This window comes from Streptomyces sp. SYP-A7185 (genome assembly GCF_046103685.1).
Classification (GTDB): Bacteria; Actinomycetota; Actinomycetes; order Streptomycetales; family Streptomycetaceae; genus Streptomyces.
In genome coordinates this window covers 5963100-5981887 of record NZ_CP122310.1, presented here as the reverse complement: position 1 = coordinate 5981887, position 18788 = coordinate 5963100, and the positions used below count along the sequence as shown (strand labels likewise).

The 18788-nt window shown below is 70.6% G+C and carries 18 protein-coding genes; 11 read left to right on the top strand and 7 right to left on the bottom strand.

Translation table 11 applies throughout. The features are described from left to right. Positions 1 to 30: 30 nt before the first annotated feature. Positions 31 to 1128 carry a DUF3344 domain-containing protein gene (locus tag QBL25_RS26375; protein ID WP_409059448.1) on the bottom strand — a complete coding sequence of 366 codons (1098 nt, stop codon included), beginning with the start codon at positions 1126 to 1128 and terminating at the stop codon, positions 31 to 33. A 354-nt stretch (positions 1129 to 1482) separates the two neighbouring features. Here QBL25_RS26375 and QBL25_RS26370 point away from each other — a divergent pair, with 354 nt between their 5' ends. The 4 genes from QBL25_RS26370 (at position 1483) to QBL25_RS26355 (ending at position 3911) form a co-directional block, all read left to right on the top strand. Continuing rightward, positions 1483 to 1722, top strand: coding sequence for a chaplin (locus QBL25_RS26370; protein ID WP_409059447.1), 240 nt, complete (start codon positions 1483 to 1485; stop codon positions 1720 to 1722). Between the two features lie 179 nt (positions 1723 to 1901). Beyond that, positions 1902 to 2615 carry a hypothetical protein gene (locus QBL25_RS26365; RefSeq protein ID WP_409059446.1) on the top strand — a complete coding sequence of 238 codons (714 nt, stop codon included), beginning with the start codon at positions 1902 to 1904 and terminating at the stop codon, positions 2613 to 2615. A 243-nt stretch (positions 2616 to 2858) separates the two neighbouring features. Continuing rightward, positions 2859 to 3137 (top strand): hypothetical protein, encoded by a 279-nt coding sequence (locus tag QBL25_RS26360; RefSeq protein WP_409059445.1) that lies wholly within the window; start codon positions 2859 to 2861, stop codon positions 3135 to 3137. Positions 3138 to 3407: 270 nt separating this feature from the next. After that, positions 3408 to 3911 carry a DUF5949 family protein gene (locus tag QBL25_RS26355; protein WP_409059444.1) on the top strand — a complete coding sequence of 168 codons (504 nt, stop codon included), beginning with the start codon at positions 3408 to 3410 and terminating at the stop codon, positions 3909 to 3911. A gap of 101 nt (positions 3912 to 4012) precedes the next feature. Here QBL25_RS26355 and QBL25_RS26350 read toward each other — a convergent pair whose 3' ends face one another. Then, entirely contained in the window at positions 4013 to 4222 is a 210-nt protein-coding gene (locus tag QBL25_RS26350; protein WP_409059443.1) for a hypothetical protein, read from the bottom strand. Between the two features lie 134 nt (positions 4223 to 4356). On the opposite strand from QBL25_RS26350, the gene QBL25_RS26345 reads away from it, so the two are divergent. From QBL25_RS26345 to QBL25_RS26335, 3 genes are read left to right on the top strand one after another with little or no spacing between them, the layout of a single operon-like run. After that, positions 4357 to 5037: a vitamin K epoxide reductase family protein gene (locus QBL25_RS26345; RefSeq protein WP_409059442.1), complete on the top strand. Its 681-nt coding sequence runs from the start codon at positions 4357 to 4359 to the stop codon at positions 5035 to 5037. 37 nt (positions 5038 to 5074) lie between these two features. Then, positions 5075 to 5485, top strand: coding sequence for a tyrosinase family oxidase copper chaperone (locus tag QBL25_RS26340; protein ID WP_409059441.1), 411 nt, complete (start codon positions 5075 to 5077; stop codon positions 5483 to 5485). Positions 5486 to 5533: 48 nt separating this feature from the next. Beyond that, positions 5534 to 6406 (top strand): tyrosinase family protein, encoded by an 873-nt coding sequence (locus QBL25_RS26335; RefSeq protein WP_409059440.1) that lies wholly within the window; start codon positions 5534 to 5536, stop codon positions 6404 to 6406. Between the two features lie 103 nt (positions 6407 to 6509). Here the strand turns inward: QBL25_RS26335 and QBL25_RS26330 are convergent, their stop codons facing one another. Next, entirely contained in the window at positions 6510 to 6797 is a 288-nt protein-coding gene (locus tag QBL25_RS26330) for a chaplin (protein WP_409059439.1), read from the bottom strand. A gap of 160 nt (positions 6798 to 6957) precedes the next feature. Here QBL25_RS26330 and QBL25_RS26325 point away from each other — a divergent pair, with 160 nt between their 5' ends. Together QBL25_RS26325 and fusA are read left to right on the top strand one after the other, a co-directional pair. Further along, positions 6958 to 7230: a hypothetical protein gene (locus QBL25_RS26325; RefSeq protein WP_409059438.1), complete on the top strand. Its 273-nt coding sequence runs from the start codon at positions 6958 to 6960 to the stop codon at positions 7228 to 7230. 501 nt (positions 7231 to 7731) lie between these two features. Further along, the gene (gene fusA / locus QBL25_RS26320) at positions 7732 to 9795 is read left to right on the top strand and encodes an elongation factor G (RefSeq protein ID WP_409062786.1); all 2064 of its coding nucleotides are present in this window, start codon (positions 7732 to 7734) and stop codon (positions 9793 to 9795) included. A gap of 71 nt (positions 9796 to 9866) precedes the next feature. Here fusA and QBL25_RS26315 read toward each other — a convergent pair whose 3' ends face one another. Together QBL25_RS26315 and ychF are read right to left on the bottom strand one after the other, a co-directional pair. After that, complete coding sequence (locus tag QBL25_RS26315) at positions 9867 to 12854, bottom strand: CARDB domain-containing protein (protein WP_409059437.1); 2988 nt, start codon at positions 12852 to 12854, stop codon at positions 9867 to 9869. Between the two features lie 605 nt (positions 12855 to 13459). After that, on the bottom strand, positions 13460 to 14548 hold the full coding sequence (gene ychF, locus QBL25_RS26310) for a redox-regulated ATPase YchF (RefSeq protein ID WP_409059436.1): 1089 nt from the start codon (positions 14546 to 14548) through the stop codon (positions 13460 to 13462). Positions 14549 to 14745: 197 nt separating this feature from the next. Here ychF and QBL25_RS26305 point away from each other — a divergent pair, with 197 nt between their 5' ends. Next, positions 14746 to 15387 (top strand): DUF6542 domain-containing protein, encoded by a 642-nt coding sequence (locus QBL25_RS26305; protein WP_409059435.1) that lies wholly within the window; start codon positions 14746 to 14748, stop codon positions 15385 to 15387. A gap of 126 nt (positions 15388 to 15513) precedes the next feature. On the opposite strand, the gene ppgK is transcribed toward QBL25_RS26305, so the two are convergent. Next, on the bottom strand, positions 15514 to 16254 hold the full coding sequence (gene ppgK / locus QBL25_RS26300; RefSeq protein ID WP_409059434.1) for a polyphosphate--glucose phosphotransferase: 741 nt from the start codon (positions 16252 to 16254) through the stop codon (positions 15514 to 15516). A 35-nt stretch (positions 16255 to 16289) separates the two neighbouring features. After that, positions 16290 to 17273 carry a 4-hydroxy-3-methylbut-2-enyl diphosphate reductase gene (locus QBL25_RS26295; protein ID WP_409059433.1) on the bottom strand — a complete coding sequence of 328 codons (984 nt, stop codon included), beginning with the start codon at positions 17271 to 17273 and terminating at the stop codon, positions 16290 to 16292. Positions 17274 to 17357: 84 nt separating this feature from the next. On the opposite strand from QBL25_RS26295, the gene QBL25_RS26290 reads away from it, so the two are divergent. Next, complete coding sequence (locus QBL25_RS26290) at positions 17358 to 18779, top strand: APC family permease (protein ID WP_409059432.1); 1422 nt, start codon at positions 17358 to 17360, stop codon at positions 18777 to 18779. Positions 18780 to 18788 lie beyond the last annotated feature (9 nt).

The window sequence follows — 18788 nt, the reverse complement described above, 5'->3', positions numbered from 1 at the left end:
GGCGCCTTGCTCAGGGGGGAAGGTGGTGCGCTACCGCTTCGCGTCCACGGCGGCGAAGAGCACACCGGCCCACGCGGACTCTCGCTGCGAGGCGAGGCGGATGAGCAGGCCCTTTCGATCGGCCTTGAGGCCTCCGTCGAGGCGGAAGATGTCGGAGTCGTAGCCGAGCGTGTTGGCGTACGCGGGCGTCCTCGCGCTCTGCCTGCCGGGCTCGCTGATGGTCGAGTTCAGTACGTCGCGGGCGGGGTTCGCCGCGTCGGAGAGCCGCACGGGCCTGCTCCGGTCGGTGGACACGGTGAGCGTGTCGCCGGTCGTTCCGCGGTCGCCGTTGTACGCGACCACGCCGACGCTGCCCCGGGCGCTGGCCGCGACCGGTACGCCGCCCAGCCGGACCGCGTGGCTGCGACCGCGCGCGTCGAAGGCGTCGAAGCCGTCCCACACGGCCAGGTGGCGCAGCGGCTCGGCCTCGTTCTCGTACGCGACGACCAGCGTCCAGCCGCCCCACGCGCCGGCCTTGGAGTGCCCCATGGCCACGTTGACCTGCGCGACGGTGTAGAGCCCCGCCCCGCTGGCGCGCACCAGCGGCGTGACGTCGGCCGATGCCTGGAAGGCGTCCGCCCCGTTGGCGGTGCGGTGTCCGACCAGGGTGTCGGCCCTGACGTGCTGGTAGCTGCCGCCCGGCTCGGCGATGAGGGCCTTGCCGTTGTCCTTGGGCGGCTTCTGCTCGCCGACGCGGAGGTTGCCGCCCCAGTACAGGCGCGCGTAGGACACCCGGGAGCCGGACGGGATCCGGACCTCGCCGCGGCTGGAGTTGTAGGTGTTCGGGTCCTGGTCGACGTCGACGTAGAACATGTCGAAGTCGTTGTTGGCGGCCGTCCCGCCGCCGCGCGCGGAGGGGCACGACACGGCGCGCTCGGCCATCGGCTCGCGGCAGGTGATGGAGGTGTTGGCGGCGCGGGTGATCCCGCCGTGCTGGAGGGAGTGGTAGCGCTGCTTGAACTCGATGCTCGCCGCCTCGGCGGCGGGGGGCGCGGGCGCGGCCACGGCGGCGCCGGGCGCGGCGACCACCGCGAGGGAAAGGGCGCACCACGTCACGCGCCGCAGCAGGGGGGCCAGGGAATTACGCATGACCGGGGGTGCCCTTTCGGGAAAGGCCGAACCAGGAGGGGGACCATAAGAGGGAATGGAATGCGAAAGTCACACCGGACCCGTAACTTCCCGCACTTGTTCGTTCAAATGACATCAGGAGGAGAGCAACACTAGCGGCTTTGAGGATTAATCAAGGAAGGCTGACAAGTGTGTCGGATTGGTGAAGTGACTAACGCCCGAAGGCGCCCGCAATCACGGTTCGCGGGCGCGCGTGGCAACCGCGCGCCGACAGATCACCCTTTTGGGCCCACAACTCTCTCGGGCGACGCCCGTTGATCCATGCGCCGGGCACCCCGCCCTGCCGAGCATCAACTGACCAAGGAGCAACTCTCCATGTCGCGTACCGCGAAGGCCCTCGCCCTCTCCACCGTTGCCGTCGCCGCCATGGCCGGCAGCGCCGGCATCGCCGCCGCCGACGCCGGTGCCCAGGGTGCCGCCACCAACTCCCCCGGTGTCATCTCCGGCAACGCCGTCCAGGTCCCGGTCCACGTCCCGGTCAACGCCTGCGGCAACACCGTCAACGTCATCGGTCTCCTGAACCCGGCGTTCGGCAACACCTGCGTCAACAGCTGACGCTTCGGCAGCACGCCCTGAGCGACGGCCGTTCTCCCCCGAGGAGGACGGCCGTCGTGCGTTCCCCAAGGTCCCTCCGACGGCCGCCATGCCCCCGAATGGCAGTCGCTCGGTTGCGGTCGGTCCCCACCGCTTTCACGGTGAACACAAGATCCGACGCATCACCGAAGGGAACATCCATGCGTGCTCTGCCCGTACGGCGCATCGCGACGTCCGTCCTCTGCGCCTCTCTCCTCCTCGGGACAGCCGGCCCCGTCATCGCCGCCGAGAGCGACTCTCCGCATGGCAGCTCCCAGGAGGCGGCCCGCGCGCCGGTCCCCGGTGCGGACAAGCTGCTGGCCCAGGCCAAGACCCTGGGCGACGCCGGCGGCGTGCTCACCCCCGTCACCGATCTGCTCACCGCCGTACTCAAGGCCGACGCCGGGAAGCTGACGCCCGAGCAGGCCACGAAGCTCGCCGCCCCGGTGAAGGACGCCATCACCAAGGCCTCGGCCGCGGCCCCCAAGGCCCCGGAGCTCCCCGAGACCCCGGCGGCACCCGAGACCCCGGCGCTCCCGCAGGCCCCGGCCCTCCCCAAGGCCCTGTCCGACGACGACAGGGCGGCGGCGGCCGACCCGAAGGCCGACGCCCTGAAGGCGCTCCAGACCGCGGTCGACACCCTGGTCAAGGCCGCCACCAGCGGCGACGTCAAGGCGGTGACCGGCGCGGTGCCGACCGTGCTCACCGGTCTGGTCAACCTCGTCGCGGCCACGCTGCTCGGCGGCGGTCTCCCGGCACCCGACCTGGCGGGCCTCCCGGCCCTGCCGAAGGCACCGGAGCTGCCGGCCGCCGGACTGCCGCAGGCACCCCAGCTCCCGGCCGCCGGTCTGCCCCAGGCGCCCGCGCTCTCCTGAGCCGCTGCCGGTTTCCCGTCGCGTCGGCCCTCACGGCCGGCGCGACGGGTTTTTCACGTGCGAATGACCGTGCTCCACGGGGAGTTCGTGCGTCCATCTCATAAGAGAATGAGACACCGCCTTCGTTCGGGTGGGTTCCGGGAATTTCCGCCGCACAGAGTTTCCGCCGTACAGAGCGCTCGTTACCCAAGGCGAAGTGGAAATCCCCCCAGGCGACCGTGTGTCGCCGCAGAAAGGAACACGATGAAGCCCCTGAAGGCTGCCGCCGTCGTCGCCGGGTCCATGGTCATCGCAGGTGCCGCCGCACCCGCTTTCGCCGCCGACCTCACGCCCACCAGCCTGAACGGTGCCCTGGACACGATCACCGCCCAGCAGACGCTCGACGCCGCGCCGGTGGCCACCAACGCCCTCGACAAGGAGAACAAGGACTCGGTCGTCAACACCGTGTCGGGCGCGGCGGACAGCCTGCACGCGGGTGGCGGCGCCGGCAAGCTCCTCGGCGGCCTCCCCGTCGCGAAGTAGAGCTTCTCCTCTGCTCCTTGTCACCACCCCGAGCCGTACCGCCGCGAGCGAACGGCACGCGGCAGCGAGGGCCGGTCCCGCGGGCACATGCCACGGTACCGGCCCTCGGGCTTGTCTCCGGCCCGATTCACCCTCCCCGGCGCCCAGTTCGACTGGAGAGCCCCGGAGTTCGACCGGCCCGTGACCCGATCGTGTGATCGCGCGCCCGCACTCACCCAGTCAAGTGAACGGCGGGAACGGGACGCCCGGGCACCTCGCTACCGTTCCAAGATGACCTCGACATCGAGCGAAACCCGCACCTTCCGAGCCGCCGATCTGGGCACTCTCACCGTGGTCGCCTGGAGCGGTGAACACCCCGAGGAAGAGCACGACATGCCCTTCCTCCTCGCCTACTCGCTCGGTGACGGCGAAGGCGGCCCCGAGGCGGCGACCGCGGCCATCGAGACCCTCCTCCAGAACACCGGACTGCCCATCGGCGGCCCCGTCGTGGAGAGTTCGCGCAACCCGAGCCTGCCCGTCACCCTCCTCGTCGAGGCCGGCCAGGCGGTCCTGAACATGCCCTATCTCAACGCCCAGTGCGTCGTACCGCCGGAGTGGCTCGCCGCGGTGGAGGCACGCGGTCACGCCTACTTCATGTTCACCACGCGCCCCTGGCCCGAGGCCAAGCCCGGCGTCCCCCTCGCCGAGGGCGCGCTCGCCGCCTTCGCGGGCGCCGAGGAGACGATGACGCGGGCCGCGCACTGCCTGCTCACCTCGAAGAGCCTGCGCGGCTAGGACCGGGAGTCACCGCCAGGGCCCGCACACGCCTGGGGTCCGCCGGTCGGGACAGACCGGCGGACCCCAGTACCCGTGACGCGGTGGTTCGGCGCTCGCCGTCAGAGCAGACCGAGGCCCAGGTCCGCGTCCAGCAGGTGGTGGTCGTGGTGGTGATGGTGGTGGTCGCCCCAGCAGCCACCGTGGTCGCACGGGTGGGAGGCCACCTTCCGCGCCGGAACGTCCGCGGCCTGCGCGGCGGTGGTGAGCGGAACCGCCACGGCGAAGGTGAGCACGGCGGTCGCCGCCGCACGACGAAGCTTGATGTTCATGGGGGATCTCCTAGATCCGTCGGGGACGCGTCCGACGCTAATCAGCCCCACAGACCCTGTCCTGCCGAGAGATCGCCGACTACTGCAAAAGGGTGCCGCGCGCGCCGCGGGTCAACCCAGTGAGGACCGCAGCGATGCAGACCAAGACGTCCCTTCCCGAAGCCCGCAAGCCCGGGGTCCGTGAGCCCGGGGCCCGGGTGCCCGAGGCCCCCTTAGGGCAGGTGGATCCGCCCTCCGGTGCCGCAGGCGGGAGCCGGGCGTTCGCGCTGCTTCTGGTGATCACGGGCGCGGCCGGCCTGCTGGCCGCCTGGGTGATCACGCTGGACAAGTTCAAGCTGCTCGAAGACCCGGACTTCTCGCCGGCGTGCAGCCTCAATCCGGTGGTCTCCTGCGGCAACATCATGAAGAGCGAGCAGGCCGCCGTCTTCGGATTCCCGAACCCGATGCTGGGCATCGCCGCGTACGCCGCCGTGATCTGTGTCGGCATGGGCCTGCTGGGCGGGGCGCGCTTCCCGCGCTGGTACCACCTGACGCTGAACGCGGGCACGCTCTTCGGCGTCGCCTTCTGCACCTGGCTCCAGCACCAGTCGCTCTACGAGATCAACTCGCTGTGCCTGTGGTGCTGCCTGGCCTGGGTCGCCACGATCGTCATGTTCTGGTACGTGACCTCGTTCAACGTCCGCAACGGCTTCCTGCCCGCACCCCGCGGACTGCGGACGTTCCTGGGCGAGTTCACCTGGGTCTTCCCGGTCCTGCACGTCGGCATCGTCGGAATGCTGATCCTCACGCGCTGGTGGGACTTCTGGACCAGCTGACATCCCCTTAAGGCAGCACGCGCAAGGAGGCATCACCATGGTCGGAACAGCAGGTGGACGGCGCCCGGGGTGGCTCACGCGCCGGGCCACGACGGGCGGCCTCATCGGCGTCGCCGTGGCCGCCGTGACGGGGCAGGCGGCCCTCCAGTGGTGGTCACGGCGACCGGACCGGCAACCGCCGTCCGACGACCTCGGTGACGGCGGGTTCGACGAGGTGTACGCGGGCCGGCACATCCGGGGGTCGAGGGCCGCCGCGGGCAGCGGACACGCGGGCGCCGCCTGGGACATCACCGTCGACGGGCGTCCGCTGCATCTGATGCGGCGCGCCGACGGCGGCTATCTCAGCATGATCGACCACTACCAGTCGTATCCGACGCCCCTCATCGCCACCCGCCGAGCGGTGGACGAACTCGGCCGCGGCCAGCGGCTGCGCGGCGAGAGCGCCTGAACGTCCGACCGCCGCCCCCGCATCCCCGGCCCGCAGGAGCGAACCCCCGTGGTGTACACGCGCAAGAACCAGGCCCGGCTCACCAGCGCCGAGAAGCGACGCTTCGTCAACGCGGTGCTCGACCTCAAACGCAGGGGCGAGTACGACGAGTTCGTCCGGATCCACGTCGAGCACTACGTCTCCGACGGGGACAGCGGGCTCAGGGTGGCCCACATGACGCCTTCGTTCCTGCCCTGGCACCGCCGGTTCCTCCTGGAGTTCGAGCGGGCCCTGCAACGGATGGACGCGTCGGTGACCGTCCCGTACTGGGACTGGACGGCGGACCGGGAATCCACCGCCTCGCTCTGGGGCAGCGGCCTCATGGGCGGCAACGGCCGGCGCTCCGACCGGCGGGTCACGACCGGTCCCTTCGCCCGCTCGAACGGCATCTGGGTCATCAAGGAAGGGGAGACGGACGGCGACTTCCTCATGCGCGACTTCGGCCGCCCGCAGAACCCGATCGACCTGCCCACCGAGGCGACCCTGGACTGGGCGATGCGCGACCCGGTCTACGACACCGAGCCCTGGGACTCCACCTCGTCCACCGGCTTCCGCAACAAGCTGGAGGGGTGGACCTCCGGCGTCGGCAACGCCAAGTGGCGCAACCACAACCTGGTCCACCGCTGGGTCGGCGGGCACATGCTCGGCGGCGCGTCGGTCAACGACCCCGTCTTCTGGCTCAACCACGCCTTCGTGGACCTGCTGTGGGACCGCTGGCAGGAGAGGCACCCGCGGTCCGCGCCCTACCTGCCCGAGCAGCCGCCGGGTCCCGGGCACGGCCCGCTGAACGGCCGTATCTGCGCACGTCACGAGGGGATGCCGCCGTGGGACGCGAAGCCGGACGACCTGATCGGCCACCGGGGCATCTACCGGTACGCGTGAGCGTGACGCGGTCCCACCGGGACGCGCACCCAGCAGGTCCTTGGCGCGGGGCGCGGAAAAGCCCCCGGCGGTCGTGGACCGCCGGGGGCTCATGCACGGGGGGTCAGCCGCCGTAGCCGCCCGGGGCGCCCGGGTGACCGCCGTGGCCGCCGTCGGCGTTGACGCACTGGTTGCCGAACGCCGGGTTCAGCAGACCGATGACGTCCACAGTGTTGCCGCACACGTTGACCGGGACGTGGACGGGGACCTGGACGAGGTTGCCCGAAAGGACGCCGGGCGAGCCCACGGCCGCACCCTCGGCGCCCGCGTCCGCCATGGCCATGCCGGTGCCACTGAGCACCACGGCGCCCGTGCCGAGGGCAACAGCGGCTGCCTTCGCGATGCGAGACATCACGTTCTCCTTTGAATTGACGAGTACCGCCGCATGCACGCGGCCGTACTGTCCCTTCAACGGCGTCATCGACCGCAGGTAACGGCACTCATCGGTACATCATTGGTGAAATCGGCCGAACGCCCGTGACCACCGCTGTTCCGAGCCCGTTGCGCAGCACATGATCTCAACACGACGCATCGCCGCCGCCCTGGCTCTCGCCGCCGGCGCCACCGCCCTGGCCGCGCCCGCCGCGAGCGCCGCCGACATCTCCCCGACCGGCACGCTGGACTCGCTGGCCGCGTCCTCGGTCCCCGAGGAGCACCGCGCCGAGCTGCCCACCGTCACCGAGCAGCTCAACGGCGTCAACGGCCTGTACGAGCTCCAGCAGCTGCACCAGCTGACCGACCTGGCCGCCCCGGTCACGGGCCTGGTGCCCGCGGTGGAGTACTGATCCGCCGCTGATGCACCCCTGCGCGCAGGCGGGGCCAGGTCCTTTCGGGCCGGGCCCCGCCTTTCGTGTGCCGCCCCGTGTGCGGCGGTGGACGGTCGCCGTGCTCCGGATACTCCGGTGACAACACGGCGTACGGCTTTCTAGACTCGCCGGGCGGGCCGCGACGGGAAGTCGGCGGCACGCGCACGCCGATCGGACGATCGGCCGACCGAACGATTCAGCACGTCAAGTGAGGGGGGCCGGGCCATGCGTGAACGCACAGCTGCCCACGCTCCCCGGTCCCGGTTCGACGTGATCCTGGTGTCTTCGTGCGTGCGGTGCCGGCTGCGCGGCCGTCACCGGAACTCCGCGGCGACCCTCTGATCCACGGACGCACGTCTCCCCTGTGAGCACGTGCGCCCGAGTACGCCCGAGTACGCCCGGACATTCGCGCTGCCCCGCCCCCATCACACCGAAAGGCCACGGGCCGTGCGCACCACCGTCAACACCCGGACCACACACCTGCCTCCGCGTTCTTCCGGCACCTGTGCCGACGTACGCAATCTCGGCATCCTCGCCCACGTCGACGCGGGCAAGACCACCGTCACCGAACGGATCCTGTTCCTGACCGGTGCCACCCACAAGAGAGGTGAGGTCCATGACGGCACGACCGTCACCGACTTCGACGCGCAGGAGCGCGACCGCGGGATCACCATCTTCGCCGCGGCCGTCAGCTGCGCCTGGGACGGCCACCGCATCAACCTGATCGACACCCCGGGGCACGTCGACTTCGCCGACGAGGTGGAGCGCTCGCTGCGGGTGCTCGACGGCGCGGTCGCGGTGTTCGACGCCGTCGCGGGCGTGGAGCCGCAGAGCGAGTCGGTGTGGCGGCAGGCCGACCGGTACGAGGTGCCGCGGATCGCGTTCGTCAACAAGCTGGACCGTGCGGGCGCCGACCTCGACACGGCGGTCGCGTCGATACGGGAACGCCTGCACACGGTCCCGCTGGTGGTGCAGCTGCCGATCGGGCGCGATGACGCGTTCACGGGAGTCGTGGATCTGCTGGGCATGCGGGCGCTGATCTGGCACGCGGGCAGCGACACGTACGAAGTGGCGCCGGTCCCCGAGGCGCTGCGCGAGGAGGCGCACCGGCGCAGGCGCGCCCTTGAGGAAGCGGTGGCGGAGCTGCACGCGGCGGCGATGGAGGAGTACTGCACGACGTCGGCGCTCTCCACCGCCGCGCTGACGGCCGCGCTGCGCGACCTCACCCTCAGCCGCGAGGGGCTCGTGGTGCTGTGCGGGTCGGCCTACCGCAACCGCGGGATCGAGCCGCTGCTCGAAGCCGTCGTGGCCTATCTGCCGTCCCCGGCGGACGTGCCCGCGGTGCGCGGCACCCTGGGCGACGCCGTGCAGGAGCGGGCGGCCGACCCGGAGGCGCCGTTCGTGGGCCTGGCGTTCAAGGTGAACGCGACGGCGACCGGACGCCTGACGTACGTACGCGTGTACGCCGGAACGATCACGAAGGGAGACACGGTGATGGACGCGGGAACGGGCCGGACCGAGCGCGTCGGCCGGATCCTGCGGGTGCGGGCCGACCGCCACGCGGAGCTGGACCGGGCCGCCGCGGGCGACATCGTGGCCGTGGTGGGCCTGAAGACGGCCCGCGCGGGCACGACGCTGTGCTCCCCCGCGGCGCCGCTGGTCCTCGAACCTCCGGCGGTGGCCGTCTCGGTGGTCTCCGTGGCGGTCGAGGCCCGCAGGAGCGTGGACACCGGCCGGCTGTCGGCGGCGCTGGCACGTCTGGTCGAGGAGGATCCGTCCCTCGCGGTGCGGGTCGACCGCGAGACGGGCCAGACGGTCCTCTCCGGCATGGGCGAGCTGCACCTGGAGGTGGCGGTGGAGAAGATCCGCCGGGCCCACGGCATCGAGGTCGGCGTCGGCCGTCCGCAGGTGGCGTACCGCGAGACCGTCGTGCGCGGGGTGTCGGGTCTGGTCTACCGGCACGTCAAACAGGACGGTGGCGCGGGCCAGTTCGCGCACGTCGTCCTGGACGTCGAACCGCTGGCGGCCGAGCCGGGCACGCCGCTGACGTTCGCCTTCGGCGCCACGGTCACCGGGGGCCGGGTGCCGCAGGAGTACATCCGCGCGGTCGAGGCCGGCTGCCGGGACGCGCTCGCGGAGGGTCCCCTCGGCGGGCATCCGGTGACGGGCCTGCGCGTCACGCTCACCGACGGGGCGACCCATCCCAAGGACTCCTCGGAGATGGCGTTCCGGGCGGCGGGCCGGTTCGCGCTGCGTACGGCACTGCGCGCGGCGACGATGCAACTCCTGGAACCGGTGGTGGAGTTGACGGCGACGCTGCCGGACGACGCGGTGGGCGGTGTGCTCGGCGACCTGGCGGCGCGCCGCGGCCGGGTCACGGACTCGGCCACGCGCTCCGGGACGGCCACGGTCACGGCGACGGTGCCGCTGTCCGAGCTGTTCGGCTACGCGTCGCGACTGCGCAGCCGTACGCAGGGGCGGGGCACGTTCACCAGCCGCCCGCTGGGATACGCGCCGGCACCGGCCGGGGTGCATGACCGCTAGGTGAGCGGGAGAAGCGGGGTCACGCCCCCACGGCGTGGCCCCGCTTCGATGCCGCCCCTAGCGGGCCACCCTTACCGGAGGGAGAAACTCCTGGTGGAGGACTTCTTCGCACCTCCTCCGTTGATCACGAACTGCGATCCGGGTTCCTTGAAGATGTCGCCGTCCCGCGAACCGCTGATCGACACGTCGGTGAGCGTGGCGCTGCCCCGCGCGCCGCTCATGGCGAGGATGCCGGAGCCGTTGTTGGACTTGGAGATCGTCACGTCGGAGATCTTCACGTCCGGCATGGTGCCGCCACCCGTCTTGAACTGGATGCCGTCGTACGTCGAGTCGTGGATGTCGGTGTCGCGGATCGTGACGCCGGGGATGTCCGGGCCCTGCGCGAACAGCGTGATGGCGCCGAACTCCTGGTCCTCGTTCCAGAACGCGCCGCCGGTGCGGTAGAGCCCGTTGTTGGCGATCAGCGTCTGCCCGGTGAAGGGGATCGGGTCGTGGTCGGTCGCGAGCATGATGCCGGGGTAGTTCATGGTGTCGTACACGAGGTTGTTCTCGATCTTGTTGCCGTAACCGCCGTACACCGCGATGCCGTTGGCCCGCCACGGCAGCTGGACCGTGTTGTTGCGGAAGGCGTTGTCGTGGCCGACGTCCACCGAGGTGTCCTTGACGTACTTGCTGGCCCACACGGCGAGCGCGTCGTCGCCGGTGTTGCGGAACGACGAGTTGAAGACGGTGGAGTTGCGGGTGCCGTTGGTGAAGTTCACCCCGTCCGCGTACGTGTTGCGGATCCGCATGCCGCTGAACTCCAGGCCGTCGCCGGGGCCCCACAGCTCGGGGATGTTGCTGTAGTCGCGGCCGACCCAGGCACCGACGTTGGCGTGCTCGATCCACACGTCGTTGATCTTCGTGTTCTTGCCGAAGCGGCCGTTGAGGCCGACGCCGCCCTCCGCGTTGCCGTCGCCGCCGCGGATGGCGCCGGAGCCGAAGATGGCGATACCGGAGATCTTGGTGTTGTCGTCGATGTCGAAGCCGAAGTTGCCCTCGTGCGGATGGTTGATGCCGCCCGCCTCGTGCGGCGGGGTCAGCGTGTAGAGCTGGGAGTGCCACATGCCCGCGCCGCGGATCGTGACGTCACGGATGCCCACCTGGTTGAACTGGCCGCGGTTCAGCGGGTCGTCGGTGAGGATCTTCTGCTCCTGGCGCCACTGCCCGGCCGGGATCCACACGCAGGCGATGTCGCCCTTCTGGTCGGCCGTCACCGCGCGCTGGATGGCGGAGGTGTCGTCGATACCGTCGTTCGGGATGGCGCCGTACTGGGTGATCGAGGTGCACTCGGCGGGCTTGCTCGCCGCGGGGGCCACCTGCTCCAGGTCGACCAGGTCGACGACGTAGAACGCGGCGTCGTCACCGGCGTCGCGCTGGAGCTTGAACTTGGTGCCCTGCGGATACGTCTGCGTGAGCAGCGCGTGCGACTCGTCGAAGAGCCGCCGCGCGTCGCCGCCGGGGGTGTTGGTCAGGCCCTCGGGCTGGTCGGTGTTGCCGTACAGCCAGCTGTGCTTGGAGGAGAGGGTCAGCTTCTGCACGAACTTGCCGTCGGCGTAGAGGCTGAGGGTCTTCTCCTGGCCACCGCCGCCGGGCGCGTCGGGTATGGAGTTGCGTACGACGATGGAGTTGGCGGCGCTGGTCGAGGTGAACTCGACGAACTGGCCGGTGGAGGTGAGGCGCACGGACTTGCGCCCCGAGGACTCGGTCGCGTAGTTGGTGTGGCCGAAGGTGCGCTCGGCGTCGGCTTGGAGGAGCGTGCCCTCGTACCGCCCGTCCTCGGCCTCGTACTCGACGTACGGCACGGCCGCCCCGCGTCCGACCACGATGGAGCGGGCGAAGACGTTGTTGTTCTCGTTGGTCTCGGCGACCGTGTTCGTGGCGTCGGCGGTCGCGGTGAGCGTGGCGCCGCCGCTGACGGCGGTCCAGCTGCCGCTGATGGTCACCGTGGCCGTCTCACCGGCGGCGATGGCGGGAGCCGTGCCGGTGAGGGTGGCGCCGCCGACCGTCAGCCGGGTCACCGATCCGGCGCTCACGCCGCTGGTGCCGCGGTTGTGGACCTTCGCGGCGAAGGTGACCTTGGCGCCGACGGCGGGGTTCGCCGGGTCGGAGGTGATGCCGGTGACTTCCAGATCGGGCCCGGGGCTCTGACTGACCGTCAATTTGCTGTCGGCCGTACGGCTGTTGTTGTCGTCGTTCTGCTCGTCGACGGTGTCGGTCGGGTCGACCACGGCGGAGACGGTGTAACTCCCCTGCGCGCGCTTGCCGATGGCGACCTTCACGACGGCCGACTCGCCGGCGCCGAGGGCGGGTACCGCGGCGCTGCCCGCGACCGTGCCGCCGAGGCTGACGTTCACGGTGGTGGCGGCTGCTGCCGCACTGCCGGTGTTGCGGACCGTCGCGTTCACGGTGACCGGGTCGCTCTCGGAGGGCTGCGCGGGGTCCCAGGTGAGGTTCGAGACGGTGAGGTCGGGGTTGGGCGCCGGGGTCCCCATGACCTGGAACTCGGCGGCCTGGGCGCCGTATCCGGAACTGTTGCTGAAGATCTTCAGCTGTACGTCGGCGTATCGGCCGCTGACCGGGATGGTCACCGAGTTCTGGTTCCCGGACGGGCTGAAGGAGTGGTCGGCGCGGGCTTTGACGGACGTGAAGCCCTGCGCCGACTGCTCACGGCCGAGGACCTCGATGCTCTGCGTGCGGGTCGCCCAGGCGGGGTCGGAGTTGAGCTTGACGACGACCGAGGTCAGGTCGGCGTTGGCGCCGAGCTTCACCGTGAGCGTCGACGGGTGGCCGCTCGACTCCCAGTAGGTGTTGGTGTTGTTGTCGTTGGCGTTCGGGGCGAAGTAGTTCTGCGTCGACGAGGACGCCTCGATCGGCTTGTTCAGGGCGAGGTTCACGGGCTCGGCGGCGGGCCGCGCGGCAGCCGCGCCACCGCCGAGGGGCACGAGCCCCAGGGCGGTCAGTCCGGCACAGAGCGCGGCGGTGATCAGCCGCCGGCCGCGTCGTTGCTTACGTCTCATGGCGTCCTCTTGTTCCACGGGGGTGTCGCACGGGGGGTGCGGTGGAGGGAGTGCGGTGGAGGGAGTGCGGTGGAGAGTGGTGCGGTAGATGGGGTGCAGTGGAGGGGGCACAGCCGGATTGCAGAAGATGCGGGATTTCCGACACACAGTCAGTTTTTTGCGGCTGCGGGCCACAGATTTGCCCCACGCCCCGGGAATGTCAACGCTTCGCACACACCACTCAACCCCTGTACGCAGCAAGGGTTTTCGACTTGCGCTGCGGTTGCGTAGCGGACGGCAGGGGCTTGGGGCTGGCCAGTGGGGGTCGGCGGGATGGGACGGAGGGCACACCTGTCACCACACGTCACCCCGGGCAGCAAATTTCTTGCTCGATCCCATCAAAAATTTGCGTGCCCCTGCCAGTCATACGCCGAAGGAAAAGCGCCACGCCCGCACGCCCGCCCCGCTGATCGGCGCCTGGCGTGCGCACATCCCGGTATGGGCATCCTCGCCCCGGCGCCATCCCGGCACGGGAAAGAGCAAAGGGCCCGACTCCGAAGAGTCGGGCCCTTTCTGAACTGCATGGTCGCCGGGCAGCGGCGCGGTGATGCGGGATGCGTCGGCCGTCACACGTTGAAGCGGAACTCCACCACGTCGCCGTCCTGCATCACGTACTCCTTGCCCTCCATGCGGGCCTTGCCCGCCGCGCGGGCGTCGGCGACCGAGCCCGTTTCGACCAGGTCCTCGAAGGAGATGACCTCGGCCTTGATGAAGCCCTTCTGGAAGTCCGTGTGGATCACGCCCGCCGCCTCGGGGGCCGTGGCGCCCTGGGGGATCGTCCAGGCGCGGGATTCCTTGGGGCCTGCCGTGAGGTAGGTCTGGAGGCCGAGGGTGCGGAAGCCCACGTGGGCGAGAGTGGCGAGGCCCGGCTCTTCCTGGCCCACCGACTGGAGGAGTTCGAGTGCCTCGTCCTCCTCCAGCTCCACCAGCTCCGACTCCAGCTTGGCGTTCAGGAAGATCGCCTCGGCCGGGGCGACCAGGGCGCTCTGCTCCGCCTTGAACGCGTCGTCCGTCAGCTCGTCCTCGTCCACGTTGAAGACGTAGAGGAAGGGCTTGGTGGTCAGGAGGTGCAGGTCGTGGAGGAGCTCCTCGCGGCCCGAGCCCTGGACGATGCCCGCCGAGAAGAGCGTGTCACCCTTCTCCAGGATCGCCTGGGCCTCCTCGACCGCCTTGACCTTGGGCGCCACGTCCTTCTTGATCCGCGACTCCTTCTGGAGGCGCGGCAGGACCTTCTCGATCGTCTGGAGGTCCGCGAGGATCAGCTCGGTGTTGATCGTCTCGATGTCGTCCTTGGGCGAGACCTTGCCGTCCACGTGCACGACGTTCTCGTCCTTGAAGGCGCGGATGACCTGGCAGATGGCGTCCGACTCGCGAATGTTCGCGAGGAACTTGTTGCCCAGGCCCTCGCCCTCGCTCGCGCCGCGCACGATGCCGGCGATGTCGACGAAGTCGACCGTCGCCGGGAGGACCTTCTGCGAGCTGAAGATTTCCGCCAATTTCGTGAGGCGGGGGTCGGGGACGCCGACCACGCCGACGTTCGGCTCGATCGTGGCGAACGGGTAGTTGGCCGCAAGCACGTCGTTCTTGGTCAGGGCGTTGAACAGGGTCGACTTGCCGACATTGGGCAGACCGACGATTCCGATCGTGAGCGACACGTTGCGACTTCCCGTACGTGAGTGCTGGGGGTGGACGGCCCGGAGGGCCGGAGCGACCGTAGGGCAGTCCCCCAGTCTACGGCGTGCGTGCCCCGCCCTCGTCGGCGTACCGCCCTCCTTTCGAACGCATGGCCAAGGTCGGCCAAAGGGCGTGTCCCAGGCAGGATTATCGGTATGGCTCGACCTAGGTTGGTCCGGTGGAGCAACACAGGACGCGTCCCCCTCAGCCTCCGGCCCGGCCGCGACGCACCGCGCCCCTGCCCCCGCAGGGCAGGCCCGCCGATGCGGCGACGGTCTACCGCGCCGCCTCCCGTCCCCGCCGCCCGATGCCCCCCTTCGTCCGCAGACTGCACGCGCTGCCGCTCTACCGCGTCCTGCGCGGGATGCCGAACCCGCGTCTCACGGGGCTCGGCAGCGCTCTCTTCTGCGCCGCGACGATGTTCCTGCTCGCCTGTCTGCTGTGGCTGCTCTTCGGGGGTTCCGCCGTCGCGTACGGCGTGCTCTTCGTGCTGGTGAGCGGTCTGACCGCGTTCTGGGTGCGGCCCGCCGACCTGGTGACCGCGCCGATCGCCGTGCCCATCGCCTTCGCCGTCGGCCTCGTGCCGATCTCCGGAGGAAACGGCGGAGGCTTCGGCGGGCACTTCATGGGCCTGATCACCCTGCTCGCGCTGCACGCGGGCTGGCTGTACGGCGGGACGCTCGTCGCCGGTCTCGTCGTGCTCGGGCGGCGCGTCAAGCTCATGGGGCAGCGGCGCCGGGCGCGGGCCGCGTCCCCCGCCACCGCCGGGGCGCGGCCTCGGCCGCCCCAGGGCGCGAAACGGCGCATGCCCACCGCGTAGGCAGGCATGCGCCAGGCAGGCTTGCGGCGGTGAGGCATGCGCCAGGCAGGTTTGCGGCGGTCAGGCATCCGCCGGTCAGGTTCGCGGCGGTCAGGCATGCGCCGGTCAGGTTTGCGGCGTCTTGCCCTACGCCTTCTCCGCCGCCATCGCCGCGCCCACGATCCCCGCGTTGTTCTGAAGCTCCGCGGGGACCAGCTCGGCCCGGATGCCCTCGATCAGCGGCAGGAACTTGTGGGCCTTGCGGCTCACGCCGCCGCCGATGATGAACAGCTCGGGCGAGAACAGCATCTCCACGTGCGCCAGGTACTTCTGGACGCGGTGCGCCCAGTGCTCCCAGGTGAGGTCCTCGTCCTCCTTGGCCTTGGACGAGGCCCGCTTCTCCGCGTCGTGCCCGTGCAGCTCCAGATGGCCCAGCTCGGTGTTCGGGACGAGGCGGCCGCCGGTGAACAGGGCGCTGCCGATGCCCGTGCCGAGGGTGAGCAGGATGACCGTGCCCGTGCGGCCGCGGCCGGCACCGAAGTGCATCTCGGCGACGCCCGCCGCGTCCGCGTCGTTCAGGACGGTGACGGGGGCACCGCCGATCCGGTCCGAGACCAGCTTCTGGATGTCCGTGCCGATCCAGCTCTTGTCGACGTTCGCCGCCGTGCGCGCGGTGCCGCCGGTGATCACTCCGGGGAACGTGGCGCCGACCGGGCCCGTCCAGCCGAAGTGCTCGACGACCTCGCGCACCTTGTCGACCACGCCGTCGGGCGTCGCCGGTTGCGGAGTGAGCACTTTGTGCCGCTCTTTTGCCAGGTCTCCACGGTTCAGGTCCACGGGCGCGCCCTTGATCCCTGATCCGCCGATGTCCACACCGAAGATCTGCATGCGACCCACGTTACGGGCAGTGCCTGGCACGCGCGTTACTTCCGGGACAGCTCGGCGGCCTCGGCGCGCAGGTCGCGGCGGAGCTCCTTCGGCAGCGAGAAGGTGATCGACTCGTCGGCCGTCTTCACCGTCTCCACGTCCGCGTACCCCCGCTCGGCCAGCCACTCGATGACGCCGTCCACCAGGATGTCGGGGACGGAGGCGCCCGAGGTGAGACCGACCGTGGACACGCCCTCCAGCCACGCCTCGTCGATCTCGTCCGCGCCGTCCACCAGGTGGGAGGCGGGGGCGCCCGCGTCCAGGGCGACCTCGACCATGCGGATGGAGTTCGAGGAGTTCTTGGAGCCGACGACGATGACGAGCTCGGCGTCCTCCGCCAGCTTCTTCACCGCGATCTGGCGGTTCTGCGTGGCGTAGCAGATGTCGTCGCTCGGCGGGGAGATCAGGCCGGGGAACTTGGTCTTGAGGGCGTCGACCGTCTCCATGGTCTCGTCGACCGACAGCGTGGTCTGGGAGAGCCAGACGACCTTGTCCGGGTCGCGGACCTCGACGTTCGCGACGTCGTCGGGGCCGTCGACCAGCGTGATGTGGTCGGGCGCCTCACCGGACGTGCCGATGACCTCCTCGTGGCCCTCGTGGCCGATCAGGAGGATGTCGAAGTCGTCCTTGGCGAACCGGACGGCTTCCTTGTGGACCTTCGTGACCAGGGGGCACGTCGCGTCGATCGTCGCCAGTTTCCGCTCGGCGGCTTCCGCGTGGACCGTCGGCGCCACGCCGTGCGCGGAGAACATGACGATGGAGCCCTCGGGGACCTCCGCCGTCTGGTCGACGAAGATGGCCCCCTTCTTCTCCAGGGTCTGCACCACGTACTTGTTGTGGACGATCTCGTGGCGGACATAGATCGGGGCCCCGTACTGCTCAAGGGCCTTCTCGACGGCGATCACGGCACGGTCCACACCCGCGCAGTAGCCGCGGGGGGCGGCGAGCAGGACTCGGCGGGCAGGAGTCGAAGCAGTCATACCCCCATCGTAAGGCCGAGCCCAGCGCGTCAAAGATCGCCTTCTTGGGGAGACTGGAGGCCTGCGTTCACTTACGGAGGCACGATGTCCGGTTACTCCGGCAACTCAGACAGGGCGGCCGGCGCCCACCCCGGCGCCACCGGCGAGGGCGAGGGCGGCGGCGACGGGCTGCGTCGCAGCCTCGGTTTCCGCGATCTCGTCGTCTACGGGCTGCTGTTCATCGCCCCGATGGCGCCGGTCGGAGTCTTCGGAACGCTCGACGCCAAGTCGCACGGCGCCGTGGCCCTCGTCTACATCATCGCCACCGTCGCGATGGCGTTCACCGCCTTCAGCTACGCCCAGATGGTGAAGGTGGTCCCGCAGGCGGGTTCCGTCTTCGCCTACGCGCGCGTGGGGCTCGGCAACGGCCCGGGGTTCATCGCCGGGTGGATGGCGATGCTGGACTACCTCCTCATCCCGGCCGTCGCCTATCTCTTCTCCGGCATCGCGATGGAGGCACTCGTGCCGTCCGTCTCCCGGTGGGTGTGGACGGCGATCGCGGTCCTGGTGACGACCGCGCTGAACCTGTGGGGCGTACGGGCGGCGGCGCGGGTCGGGTTCCTGGTGCTCGCCATGGAGATCGTCGTCCTCCTCGTCTTCGTGGTGTCGGCGATCGTCGTACTGGCGCAGGACGGGGCGCAGCGGGACTGGCTCTCGCCGCTGAGCGGGGACGGCTCGCAGGGGGCGTTCGCGCTGGGTGCCGTGGTGGGGGCGGTGTCGGTGGCGGTGCTCTCGTATCTGGGCTTCGACGCGATCGCCTCGTTCGCGGAGGAGGTGACGGGAGGCTCGGCGAAGGTGGCGCGGGCGGTGCTGTTCTGCCTGGTGCTGGCGGGCGCCCTGTTCATCGCCCAGACGTACCTGGTGGCGCTCCTGGAGCCGGTGTCGTCGGCCCAGCTGGCCGCCGAGCCGGCCAAGCAGGGGTCCGCTTTCTACGATGCGGTCGACTCGGCGGTCGGGGACTGGCTGCACGATCTGGTGGCCGTGAGCAAGGCGATCGGTGCGGCGTTCGCCGCGCTGGCCGGGCAGGCGGCGGCGGGGCGGCTGCTGTTCGCCATGGCGCGCGACCGGCGGCTGCCGGGGGCCCTGTCCAAGACGGAGTCCGGGACTCCGCGGCTCGCGCTGCTGTGCGCGGCCGTGATCACGATGGTCGCCGCGGTGTGGGCGGCCCGGCGGGACGACGGGATGGATCACCTGGTCTCGGTGGTGAACGTCGGGGCCCTGACGGCGTTCGTCTTGCTGCACGCGAGCGTGGTGGGGTGGTTCGCCGTCCGGCGGCAGGGGGGCCCGGTGAGCTGGTGGCGGCATGTTCTGGTGCCGGTGCTCGGGGCGGCGATCACCCTGGCGGTGATCTTCGAGGCCGCGGGGTCCGCGCAGGTGGTGGGGGCGGTGTGGCTGGCCGTGGGGCTCATCGTGCTCTTTGCCCAGCGGGCTCGGCGGGCTGAGCGGGCTCAGCGGGGGGACGCCTAGCCGCAGCCT